General features: G+C 40.2%; 10 protein-coding genes. 1 reads left to right on the top strand and 9 read right to left on the bottom strand.

Annotation, left to right across the window (positions count from 1 at the left end; translation table 11 throughout):
- Nucleotides 1-13 precede the first annotated feature (13 nt).
- Together ABS917_RS10370 and ABS917_RS10375 are read right to left on the bottom strand one after the other, a co-directional pair.
- Nucleotides 14-1,288, bottom strand: a complete 1,275-nt coding sequence (locus ABS917_RS10370; protein ID WP_350478901.1) for an amidohydrolase — start codon at nt 1,286-1,288, stop codon at nt 14-16.
- Nucleotides 1,289-1,306: 18 nt separating this feature from the next.
- Nucleotides 1,307-2,827 carry an AbgT family transporter gene (locus tag ABS917_RS10375; RefSeq protein ID WP_350478902.1) on the bottom strand — a complete coding sequence of 507 codons (1,521 nt, stop codon included), beginning with the start codon at nt 2,825-2,827 and terminating at the stop codon, nt 1,307-1,309.
- Between the two features lie 110 nt (nt 2,828-2,937).
- On the opposite strand from ABS917_RS10375, the gene ABS917_RS10380 reads away from it, so the two are divergent.
- A complete protein-coding gene (locus ABS917_RS10380) occupies nt 2,938-4,269 on the top strand; it encodes a hypothetical protein (RefSeq protein ID WP_350478903.1) in 1,332 nt (443 codons plus the stop codon).
- A gap of 296 nt (nt 4,270-4,565) precedes the next feature.
- Here ABS917_RS10380 and prfB read toward each other — a convergent pair.
- The 7 genes from prfB to fliT all read right to left on the bottom strand — a co-directional run bounded on the left by prfB (nt 4,566) and on the right by fliT (nt 12,079).
- Nucleotides 4,566-5,670 (bottom strand): peptide chain release factor 2 gene (prfB, locus tag ABS917_RS10385; protein WP_350478974.1). Its coding sequence is split into 2 segments (ribosomal slippage): nt 4,566-5,597 and nt 5,599-5,670, totalling 1,104 coding nucleotides; the frame shifts between segments, so codons are not numbered across the junction.
- A gap of 317 nt (nt 5,671-5,987) precedes the next feature.
- Nucleotides 5,988-8,498 (bottom strand): preprotein translocase subunit SecA, encoded by a 2,511-nt coding sequence (gene secA, locus ABS917_RS10390; RefSeq protein ID WP_350478904.1) that lies wholly within the window; start codon nt 8,496-8,498, stop codon nt 5,988-5,990.
- A gap of 154 nt (nt 8,499-8,652) precedes the next feature.
- On the bottom strand, nt 8,653-9,210 hold the full coding sequence (gene hpf / locus ABS917_RS10395) for a ribosome hibernation-promoting factor, HPF/YfiA family (protein WP_350478905.1): 558 nt from the start codon (nt 9,208-9,210) through the stop codon (nt 8,653-8,655).
- Between the two features lie 284 nt (nt 9,211-9,494).
- The gene (locus ABS917_RS10400) at nt 9,495-9,872 is read right to left on the bottom strand and encodes a PilZ domain-containing protein (RefSeq protein WP_350478906.1); all 378 of its coding nucleotides are present in this window, start codon (nt 9,870-9,872) and stop codon (nt 9,495-9,497) included.
- A gap of 238 nt (nt 9,873-10,110) precedes the next feature.
- Nucleotides 10,111-10,653 carry a competence protein ComK gene (locus ABS917_RS10405; RefSeq protein ID WP_350478907.1) on the bottom strand — a complete coding sequence of 181 codons (543 nt, stop codon included), beginning with the start codon at nt 10,651-10,653 and terminating at the stop codon, nt 10,111-10,113.
- A gap of 632 nt (nt 10,654-11,285) precedes the next feature.
- A complete protein-coding gene (gene fliS / locus ABS917_RS10410) occupies nt 11,286-11,690 on the bottom strand; it encodes a flagellar export chaperone FliS (protein WP_350478908.1) in 405 nt (134 codons plus the stop codon).
- A gap of 29 nt (nt 11,691-11,719) precedes the next feature.
- A complete protein-coding gene (gene fliT, locus ABS917_RS10415) occupies nt 11,720-12,079 on the bottom strand; it encodes a flagellar protein FliT (RefSeq protein ID WP_350478909.1) in 360 nt (119 codons plus the stop codon).
- Nucleotides 12,080-12,084 lie beyond the last annotated feature (5 nt).

Consider the following 12,084-nt stretch of genomic DNA (forward strand, 5'->3'; position numbering starts at 1 on the left):
TTGTCATCTCCTATTACAGTTTTAATAATGTATTGAGCCATATTTTTAACGCTGGAAGCATGTCTTCTTCGCGAATATCAAATTTTTCGTGGTGATGCCCTGCCGCAAGATCTGTACCGATAATCGAATAGGTTGCCAAACCGCCATTTTTTTGAATGCGATCCATAAAAAATGTGGCATCTTCAGAACCTGAATTAAAGTCGCTGTATTCCTCATACGGAATGTGCAGATCATTGGCCACATCAGCTAAAATCGCACTTAGCGCTTTACTTGAAGGAACGCTCATCGCTTCCCCTACTTTTTTCAATGCGACACGAACACCATACATTGTTTCGATCCCAGCAAAAATCTGCTTGACCGCATTTTCATAAAACGCATTAACCTCTGTCGTTTCGCCGCGCACTTCCAGCTCCATCTGCGCCGTTGACGGAATAACATTGCGGCCAAGACCTGCATGCAATGTTCCGACATTGATTCGGTGACTTCCCTTGCTATGCGGCGGCAAACTATGCAACGCGACTGTTGCCTGGGCAGCTGCCAACAATGCATTTCTTCCTTCTTCTGGAACACCTCCCGCATGTGCTGCTACGCCTGTAATTGTCGCATCAAACTTTGATGTAGCCAAAAATCCTGCCGAACCTGCAATAAACTTTCCGGCTTCTACCCCTGTTCCAATATGAAGCGCAAAGAAATAATCGATGTTATCAAACAAAGGTGATTGAACGATAGAAGCCGCCCCGCGCACCCCTTCTTCAGCAGGCTGGAAAATAATTTTAATCGTACCGCTGAACAGGTCGCGATGCTGCATAATTTGTTCCGCTAATCCTAAGCCCATCGCAATATGGCTATCATGGCCGCATGCATGCATGAACCCGTCATTTTGCGATCGAAACGCTAAATTATTCGGTACATGATCTGCTTCCGTTGATTCGAAAATAGGAAGTGCATCAATGTCGACACGGAAACATACGGTCGGACCAGGCTTGCCTGTTTCCAGAACTGCTAATACACCTGTATAGCCGCCTTCCATTTTCGACAGCCATTTTTCATTTGCACCGGCATTTTTGGCTGCATCATAAAATCGTTCGATCATCGCCTCGCTCGGTAATCCCATCCGTTCCGACACATTCAGCTCTTTACCGACATACAGTTTGTATCCCCATTCTTCCAGCAAGTCCGCAATGCTGCTCGTCGTATTAAATTCCAGCCACCCTGGTTCCGGATATTGGTGGAACTCTCTACGCCAGCCTATCAGTCTTTGTAAATATGAATTTGATATGTCAATCATCTGTTTCCCTCATTCCATTTATAATTTGTAATAAATACCCGGCCCAATCGGTATATTGAAAATTACGAAAATTAACATTAGCAAAATCCAGAAAATCAAGAAAATGATAGTATACGGAATCATTAATGACATCAATGTTCCAATTCCAGCCTTTTTATTATACACCTGCATAAATCCTAAAATGATCGCAAAGTAAGTATTTAAGGGTGTGACCATGTTCGTCGAAGATTCCCCAATACGATACGCTAACTGAATGAATGCCGGATGGTACCCCAGCACTAGAAACGTCGGCACGAAAATTGGTGCAACCAACGACCATAAAGCCGAACCACTAATAATAAATAAACTTAAGACAGCTACTAACAGCACGAACAGAATAATCGCAAAAATATTCGTTAAATTGATTGCTGCCAGGAAGTCCGCTAAATGTACAGCCATCCATGTCGCAATGTTAGACCAGTTAAAGTACCCGATAAACTGACCGATCATGAAAATCAAAACGATATAGCTCGATAAATCTTTAATCGCTTCTGCCATAATATTCGGTACATCGGCAGCTTTCTGGATTTTTTTCGTTGTTACACCGAATGTAATCCCAACAACAATAAAGAACCCTAAAATGATTGGTATAATCCCAGATAAAAACGGTGAACGTAAAATCGTTCCGTCATCGTTCAATAGTGCCGAGTTTGGCATGAGTATTAATCCAACGATAAATGCAATGTATAATAGCGCCGCAATTCCTGCATTACGCAACCCTTTTCCTTCAAGCTCCGAAATATCCGTGCTTTTTGCGATTTGATCACCTTTATATGTGCCAAGACGCGGCTCAACAATTTTATCTGTAATAATCGCACCTAAAAATGCTAATAAAAATGTAGATGCAATCATGAAAAACCAGTTATCCAACGGTGTCACAATAAGTGTATCGTCAAGCCCTTTAACAACTTCCGTAGTAATACCCGAAAGCAATGCATCTGTTCCTGCAACCAGAATGTTGGCAGTAAAACCAATCCCCGCCCCTGCAAGACCTGCCGCTAAACCAGCTAACGGATGGCGACCTAAAGCTAAAAACACAAGTGCCGCTAATGGTGGAATAACTACAAACGCTGCATCGGATGCAATATTTCCTAAAATACCGATAAACACAACCATAAATGATACGATGCGTTTCGGTGTCTTTGAAATCGCTTTTGTCATCACAGCAGAAAACAGCCCGACTTTTTCAGAAAGCCCGATTCCGAGCATCATCGCTAATACTAAACCTAATGGCGCAAAGCCGGTAAAGTTTGTTAAAGTATTAGTTAATATGTATCGTATACCTTCTTTAGAAAGCAGACTTTTTACAACAACTTCTTCCCCTGTAGTAGGATGCATAACAGCTGCTTGCATCGTACCCAGCACCAACGATACTGCGATTAAAACTAGTGTTAAATAAAAGAATAGCATGAAAGGATGTGGTAACTTATTACCCGCCCGCTCAATCACATTTAAAAATTTATTAAATGCCCCATTGTTAGTCGTTTTTACTTGCTCCATTAGTTCGCCCCCTTATTTAAAGACAAATTATTTCACTGTCCTTAAATAAAAGATTATAATAAACTGATAAATATGACAATATTTTTTTTTAGAGAAAAGGAGGATTTGCGTTGAAGATCTGTGTTTTTTCAACAAACTATTCTTACAGCTGGCTACAAAACATCCACCAGCTACAAATCGAAAATGTGGAATATGATATCGTGTTTTATGAAGATTTGCCCCATTTAACCGAGGTTTTCAGAGAAAATTATACAAAATATACGGCTGTGTTATTTAGCGGACAAATTCCTTATTTACATATCAAAAAATATTGCCCTGCAGAATTTGCAACAATGCCCTCGCAGTTTATTGACATTACAGAGCGAGATTTATATTTTACTTTGACAAAGGTACAATATGAAAACCCAGGCTTTCGTTTTAGAGACGCGCTGATCGACTTTTTGTACGAGGAAAACAATTATTTAAGCCTGAAAGAATGGTTGCCTGAAGAAGATTTCCCTTACACTTTAAGCACATCCATTCAGGTATTTGGTGAACCGAACGCCTATGAACTCGTAGCGAAAAGACACTTGGAATTGCTGGAAGAAGGGAAAATCAAATATTGCTTTACACGTTTAACAAATTTAAATACGTATTTCTCACATAATGATGTCATCCCAATTTTAGTGACGCCTTCGTTAAAAAGCATGGAAGCGGCCGTACAAAAACTATTAAAAGAAGTGGAAGTGCATAGCTTAACAAAAAGTCAGGTTGTATGTGGGCATTTGCAATTTAATTTCGTTGAAAATGATCTTTTGGAAAATGAATACCGCCAAGTAGCGCTCTATAAAGCCATTCTGGATTTCAACCGCACGTACGGCTATTCACTACTTATTTATCGCTCATCACTACACAATGAAATTATTACGAACTTTTCGGATTACATACGCATTACGAATGATGAAACAAAATGCTCATTGGCCTCCTTCTTACATGAACATGTCCCATTTAAAGTAAAAATCGGCTGGGGGATCGGCAAAACATTGGCCATTGCCCAAGCACAGGCGGAAAAAGCTTCAAGCTATTGCCAAAAACCATTTACAGAAAGCTATCGCATCAATAAAGAAGATAAACTACTCGGACCACTCGATGGCACGAATGTATCCTCTATTGTGGAACAGACACATAGTTTCCTTGAAGAAATCGCCAAAGAAACAAATATTTCAGTTTTCCAGCTCGAAAAACTATACGATATGATGCGGACTTACGATAAAAATACATTCACAGCAGAAGAAGTGAGTGTACATTTATCGGTTTCAACACGCACAGCGAACCGGCTATTGAAAAAATTGACCGAATATTCCTATGCAGTAATTATCGAAACTTTAGCGACCCCATCAGGAAAGGGGCGTCCCAAAAACTTGTTTGATCTACGTCTCGAACAACTAGATGAAACAGATTAGGATAATAGTGGCACGCTGATAAAAAGGGGCTAATTTCGAAGCTGCAGTGGCTAATAGAAGCAGCGGGTTCTACTTTTGATGGGAAGAGTTCTACTTTATGCATGAAAGGTTCTACATTTCATGGGAAACGTTCCACTTTCGACAAAGAAGATTCTACTTTAGAACCCGCATTGGTTAATAAAAACAGCGGGTTCTACTTATGACGATCCACAATGCGATATTAAAAAATTACCTGAAAAATAAAAAACGAAGCCATTCGGAACAACTAAAAAATTGTTCCGAATGGCTTTAAAATATTAATATGAAATTTTAGATCGTAAATAGGCAGTAATGAATATATCAAGATCGCCGTCCATTACAGCGCCTACATTCCCTGTTTCTGCACTTGTACGGTGATCTTTTACCATTGAATACGGATGGAACACATATGAACGAATTTGCGAGCCCCAGCCGATTTCCTTCTGCTCTCCACGAATTTCATCCAGCTGTGCTTGCTGCTTTTCAATTTCCAGCTGATACAGCTTCGACTTCAGCATTTTCATTGCTGCATCACGGTTTTTAATTTGCGAACGTTCAGACTGACATTGTACAACGACACCTGTTGGAAGATGGGTAATACGTACTGCAGAGTCGGTCGTGTTAATATGCTGACCACCGGCACCAGTTGCGCGGTACGTATCGACTTTCAAATCTTCTGTTCGCACATCGATTTCGATCTCGTCATTAAACTCTGGCATAACATCACATGATACGAACGATGTATGGCGGCGGCCTGAAGAATCGAACGGTGAAATTCGAACTAAGCGGTGTACGCCTTTTTCCGCTTTCAAATAGCCGTATGCATTATGACCAGAAATTTGCAGTGTAACCGATTTAATGCCGGCTTCATCGCCAGGCAAATAGTCGATTGTCGTAACTTTAAAGCCGCGCTTCTCTGCCCAGCGCGTATACATACGTAATAACATCGAGCCCCAGTCCTGTGACTCTGTACCGCCTGCACCTGGATGCAGTTCCAGAATGGCATTGTTTTTATCGTATGGTTCTGATAAAAGCATTTGCAGTTCGAACTCTTCCATTTTTGTCTGGAATTCAACAAGTTCTTTGCCTAGTTCTTCCTGCAATTCTGCATCTGGTTCTTCACGCAAAAGCTCCAGCGTCATTTCGAGGTTTTCCTGTGTATCGACTAATTCTTTGTATTCATTGACAACTGCTTTAATGCCGTTGCTTTCGTTAATAATTGCCTGTGCACCGTTCTGGTCGTTCCAGAATTCGGGTTCAAGCATAAGTTCATCTAGTTCCTGGATGCGAGCCTCTTTGTTTTCTAAGTCAAAGAGACCCCCTGAAGTCCGCTAGTTTTGTAGCTGTATTTTCGAGTGCATTGCGCACATCTGCTAATTCCATCATATATTTTCCTCCGTAGTTGGGTGTTAAAGTTTGGTCTTCTCATAAAGTTGATTTCCGTTTCGGCGGACGCTTTCCTGGGGCGTGAGGCCAATACGATGTTGGTCACAAAAGCGTTGCCACAGGACGTGGCGTTCTTAGCTTTTGTTCCTAGTCTCAGGCGTCACGCTATTCCCCCAGGAGTCGCCACCCTTCCACTCCGACCAACTAGAGTAAATTGAATAAACCATTTCTTTATTTACGCTAGTTCATTATAAATCCTTATAAAACAAACCGGGTCATTGAGCATAGTTTCAATGACCTCGGTTTTATTGCTTTTATTGGCCTACGCCGTGGCATGATTTGTATTTCTTGCCGCTGCCGCATGGGCATGGATCGTTGCGTCCGATGTTTTCCGCTTTGCGTGTCGGTAGTTTTTTCGGTTTAGCTGCGCCTTCTTCTTTCGGGTTAACAGCTTGGCCTTTTGCTACTTCTTCACGTTGCAGGTTACTGCGGATTTCCGCTTTTAATGCGTACTTCGCCACATCTTCACGTACCGCTGCGACCATGTCTTCGAACATTGCAAAACCTTCTTGCTGATATTCGCGTAATGGATCGTTTTGACCGTAAGCTCGTAAGTGAATCCCTTGACGTAACTGATCCATTGCATCGATATGATCAATCCATTTCGAGTCGATTGAACGCAGTAAAATAACCTTTTCGAATTCACGCATACGCTCTGGTGTCATCGCTTCTTCTTTTTCATCATAGCGTGCTGTCACTTTTTGTGAGATGATCGCGATCATTTCTTCAGGTGATTTATTTTCAAGCTGTTCTTTCGTAATATCGCCTTCATCTAAAAGATTTGCTGCGATATAGTCTTCAAGTGCATCCAGTGTCCAGTTTTCCTTCTCGCCTTGTGTATGAAGGGCTACCTGATTTTCGATTGCCTGAGAAATCATCGACTCTACTAGTGCACGCATGTTTTCCGAATCCAATACTTCTTCACGCTCTTTGTAAATCACTTCACGTTGCTGACGAAGTACATCATCGTATTGTAGTAGTCGTTTACGTGCATCGAAGTTATTCCCTTCAACACGTTTTTGCGCTGATTCCACTGCTTTTGAAACCATGCCCGATTGGATCGGCTGTGTATCGTCCATACCAAGTCTTGTCATCATCGACTTCATTTTATCTGAACCGAAGCGACGCATTAGTTCATCTTCTAAAGAAAGATAGAATTGCGTTACCCCCGGGTTCCCTTGTCGACCAGAACGACCACGAAGCTGATTATCGATACGGCGGGATTCATGACGCTCTGTACCAATTACCGCTAAACCGCCGATTTCAAGTACACCTTCACCCGGTTTAATGTCCGTACCACGACCGGCCATGTTTGTCGCAATCGTTACGGCACCTTTTTGACCGGCATTTAAAATAATTTCTGCTTCACGTTCATGGTTTTTCGCATTTAAAACGTTATGCGGAATTTTAAATTTCGTTAAGTATTTTGAAATAATTTCAGATGTTTCGATTGCAACCGTACCAACTAGTACCGGTTGACCTAAACGGTGACGCTCTGCAATATCTTCCGCAACAGCTTTGAACTTGCCTTCCATCGTTGCAAAAATAAGGTCAGGACGGTCATCACGCGCAATCGGTTTGTTCGTCGGAATCGCTACAACCTGCATATTGTAGATGTTTCGGAATTCCTCTTCCTCTGTTTTCGCTGTACCTGTCATACCAGACAGTTTCTCGTACATACGGAAATAGTTTTGGAAAGTAACGGTTGCCATTGTCATCGATTCATTTTGAATCTCAAGGCCTTCTTTTGCTTCAATCGCCTGGTGTAAGCCATCCGAATAGCGACGGCCTTTCATTAGACGACCAGTAAAGCCGTCAACGATTACAACTTCCCCATCCTGCACAACATAGTCGACATCTTTATGCATTGATGCATGTGCTTTTAAGCTTTGGTTGATCGCATGGTTTAAACGGACATGTGTTAAATCGAATAGGTTGTCGATGCCAAACGCACGCTCCGCCTTTTCGATTCCTTGCTCTGTCAACGTTACGCCTTTTGTTGATTCTTCATAGTTGTAGTCTTCATCCTGCTTTAACATACGGGCAAATGCATTTGACTGTACGTAAAGCTGTGCAGATTTCCCTGCTTGTCCGGAAATGATCAACGGTGTACGCGCTTCATCGATTAAAATCGAGTCAACCTCATCGATTACCGCATAATAAAGCGGACGCTGTACACGGTCTTCTTTGTAAAGCACCATGTTGTCACGTAAATAGTCGAAACCAAGCTCATTGTTCGTCGAATATGTAATATCCGCAGCATAAGCTTCACGCTTTTCGTCTTTTGAAAGACTGTTCAGGTTCAGTCCGACCGTTAAGCCTAACCAATTATATAACTCTCCCATTTCAGTCGCGTCACGGCTTGCTAAATATTCGTTGACCGTTACGACATGAACACCTTTACCAGTAAGCGCATTTAAATAAACGGACATTGTCGATGTTAAAGTTTTACCTTCACCGGTTTTCATCTCCGCGATATTACCTTCATTTAATGCAGCCGCCCCCATAATCTGAACGCGGAACGGGAACATGCCAAGAACACGGCGGGATGCTTCACGAATAGTCGCAAATGCTTCTGGCAACAATGAGTCCACTGTTTCGCCATTTTGATAACGGTTTTTAAACTCTTCTGTTTTCGCTTTTAACGCATCATCAGAAAGGCTTTCAAACTGCCCCGCCAATGCTTCTACTTTATCTGCAATCTTTTCTAAACGCTTTACTTCTTTTTTATTGAAATCAAATAATTTATTTAATATGTTTGCCATCGAATTGGTCACTTCCCAATAAATAGTCTCAAAGTATATTTTAGCATTATATATACCGGTGGTGCAAATAGACTGCAGCAAAATGGTAATTTTAGGAACAATCCAATCAAAAAACGGACTGCCTATTTAAGGCAATCCGCTTGCAGCCAATCATTTAGTTAGTTTCGATTAAACCGTATTTACCGTCTTTACGTTTGTAAACGATATTTGTGCCGTCTGTTTCAGCATCTGTGAAAATGTAGAAATCATGGCCAAGCATGTTCATTTGTAGAACAGCTTCTTCCTGATCCATCGGTTTCAGATCAAATTGCTTCGTACGGACGATTGTATACTCATCCTCTGTAGAATCTGCGTTCGCTTCCATTTGGGATGTCACATTGGCGAAGTAGATACCTGTACCTTCGCGATCACGGAATTTACGATTTACTTTTGTTTTATGTTTACGGATTTGGCGCTCTAGCTTGTCGACAATTAAGTCAACTGCCGCATACATATCATTATGACGCTCTTCTGCACGCAATGTTAAATTTTTCATCGGAATCGTCACTTCTACTTTTGTTTGTTTATCATTATAAACTTTCAAATTGACGTTAGCGTTCGCGTTCAGATCTTCATTGAAATAGCGTTCTACCTTTTCAATTTTGTTCTCCACGTAATCACGAATCGCTGGAGTTACCTCAATATTTTCACCACGAATGTTAAACTTTAGCATGTGAACTCCTCCTTCATTACTGCTCTACTTATCTAATTCTACATACATCAATAAAATCCTGTTACGACTTGAAACTTTTTTCATATTTCGACAAGTTGTCCTACATATTGATAAGAAAGACATCGCATCGTTATATAAAGTGAAACTTCAATCAGTGGGGGTTCTTCATCCCCACTGATTGTTAGTTGAACCAATCGGGCTTTTACGGGTAGTTGATCTCCCGCCAAGAAGCGGGAGTCTTACTACCCGTTAATGCGGGAAAATTCAATGGTAACCAACCAATTTTATTTACGTCCGACTTCTTTTCTGCGGCGTACTTTCAATTCACTGACGATCAGTTCTTCAATACCTGGCTGATTTTCGAAGATCAAACCATATTGAAACTTATCGCCGTATTTCTTCTTCCATACGATGTCTCCAATGGCCTTAATCAATACCTCGTCTAAAATGAATTCCAGTTCCAACTGCACCAGGTTATTATTATTTTCACCAATTTCCCGAGAAGAAAACATTTTCATGCCATGCGGGCTCACATCGATGATTTCACAAGGGTATTTTATCACCTCTAATTGTTCCTGTTTTCCATTGATCAATTCGGTAAAATTTGCTTCGATTGGGACCCCAAAAGTAAAGCGAAATCCTTCTGTGCGTTTAAACGCCATAATTGTTCCCCCTAGCCATTCAGTGCTACGATTTATATACCCACATTATGATGCATTACATGATTGAATGTCTATGTGCTTAATTGCTATTTTAAGAAGAATTTGTGACTTCAAACTCATGACAAATGAACCGGAATTTTTTCCCCTTGCAATAAAAGATTGAGCATTCGATAAAAAATTGAGAAACAAAAAGAGTTTCACACATTGGGTTGCTCCGTTGCGTAAAACTGTATGCTTGTTAATTGATTACATACTCTTCATTTATTTCTGCACATTTTAACATAATTTGTTGCTCGGCTTTAGAATATAAAGGATCCTTGTAAAATTGTTTTAATAAGGCGGTCGATAAGTAATCTTTCGCCTTACTCCATTGTTTTTTCAGTTTACTGTGAGGTACAGGAACTTTTATTTCTTCGTAATTCGTTAAAACGGCAATAGAACGATTTTCCATATACGGTTTAACATCTTCGACATGATGCAATGCAAAGTACATACAATGCCCACTATTGCGCATCGCCTCTGTCGGAAACCAAATATGAACAAGCGGAGACCTTGGAATCATGATTGGATTGACCGAATTGGACTTAAGGACCGCTTTTGCCGCTTCCTTCGCCCCTTTTAGGCTTGACCCATGTTGTTTCAGCTCCATATCCAGGAATTGCATCGGTGTAAATGGGACTTTTTTATAACCATTCGGAGTAATCATAAGCGTATAAAGATTATTGAACTGATCAAATTGAGGCTTTAATACACACGCATCTAACAAGGAATTTCTATACATTTTCCATACTCCTTCCAATTTGTAGTTATCATTTTTAGTAAAAAGGAGTATACTAACAATATGTCGGTATACTCCGACCAACCAAACCTCAGGTGATATCTATGCAGGATGCTCACTTGGGGTTTTTAATTTGCCATTTCACATACTCACTCACCCCCTTTACCGGTTAACATGATCTGGTAACCGCTTTCTTCGATGAATAAAAGTAATAGAATTTTTCCAGACAAAAACAATACCGAAACGGAACAGAATTGTGATAGATGCCTAACCGATTGATTATGTATTGGAAAACGGATGGAATTTTTGGATTCATAGGATGTAGTGGTATTTTGGGGTTTAATATTACCGTTTTCTATTTAGTAAAAGGCGAATATTAACTTATTGATGCTGACGGTCGTAGGATGTTTTTAGATTAATGGCGGTCTATGGGTTATGTTTGTTTAATCTAAACTAGATGTTCCCAAGTAAAAATTGCTAATTATTTACATTATACAAAATAGTACAATATAATCAATACTATTTTGACTATTTTAAATTTTATAAATAAAGAAGTCGAAATAGGGAGAAAAGTTACATATGAAAAAGCCGATGTGAGAAGATTGGATCCTCCTCCTCACATCGGCTTCTATATTTTAAACTTGTCCAGCTGTACCATATTGCTGCTGACGTGTAATTTTGATAACTTCTTTCCATGTGTCGCGGAATTCTGTTACGAGACCTTCGACTTCTACGATGATGGCAGGGTCATTTTTTATGTTCGCCTCCGTTAATCGATGACTCATATATTCATATAGCGGTAACATTTGTTTTGAAATTTCGATGTCCATATTAAGTGTGGACATTAATTCACCGATAATTGCTTGAGATCTTTGAATGTAATTGTTGCGCTCTTCTATATTTTTATCGGCAATAGACTGCTTCGCTTTATTCAAAAACTTTAAACACCCGTTATATAACATTAGCGTTAGTTCACCAGGGGAGGCAGTTGTCACACTGTTTTGTTTATATGCATTAAATGCATTCGCTTGTACTGTCAATGAAGACACTCCTTTTATTACTGTTAATATTACTTCTTCTTATCATAATAACGGCCGTCCATTACCTGAACATTTGCATACGGATTCATGTATTGCTGCTCATTCTTTTTGGAATATTGCAGATCTTTTAAATCGTTTTTTATTACTTTCATTGTACTATTTAAACGCTCGCGAATTCCTTTATCTAACTCAACTAACATGGCATGGGATTTCTGTCGCATATCAACCTGAAAACCATCATGTTGCATCTTTCCAATGATAATACCGCGCTCATCTAATAAGTTATTCGTTTTTTCGATATAAGCATCTCTCTGTTCTCCCTCTGGAATGATTGCCAAATGCTGATAAAGTTTCGCTGAGATTTGCAGTAACTGCTGTATATTTTCCATAAAAC

Origin of the sequence: Solibacillus sp., assembly GCF_040273735.1 — a bacterium.
In the GTDB taxonomy this organism is placed as follows: domain Bacteria; phylum Bacillota; class Bacilli; order Bacillales_A; family Planococcaceae; genus Solibacillus.

Excerpts from the sequence above, each read along its gene's own strand:
- ABS917_RS10370 (WP_350478901.1), bottom strand. The coding sequence starts at position 1,288 with ATGATTGACATATCAAATTCATATTTACAAAGACTGATAGGCTGGCGT.
- ABS917_RS10375 (WP_350478902.1), bottom strand. The coding sequence starts at position 2,827 with ATGGAGCAAGTAAAAACGACTAACAATGGGGCATTTAATAAATTTTTA.
- secA (WP_350478904.1), bottom strand. The coding sequence starts at position 8,498 with ATGGCAAACATATTAAATAAATTATTTGATTTCAATAAAAAAGAAGTA.
- hpf (WP_350478905.1), bottom strand. The coding sequence starts at position 9,210 with ATGCTAAAGTTTAACATTCGTGGTGAAAATATTGAGGTAACTCCAGCG.
- ABS917_RS10400 (WP_350478906.1), bottom strand. The coding sequence starts at position 9,872 with ATGGCGTTTAAACGCACAGAAGGATTTCGCTTTACTTTTGGGGTCCCA.
- ABS917_RS10405 (WP_350478907.1), bottom strand. The coding sequence starts at position 10,653 with ATGTATAGAAATTCCTTGTTAGATGCGTGTGTATTAAAGCCTCAATTT.
- fliT (WP_350478909.1), bottom strand. The coding sequence starts at position 12,079 with ATGGAAAATATACAGCAGTTACTGCAAATCTCAGCGAAACTTTATCAG.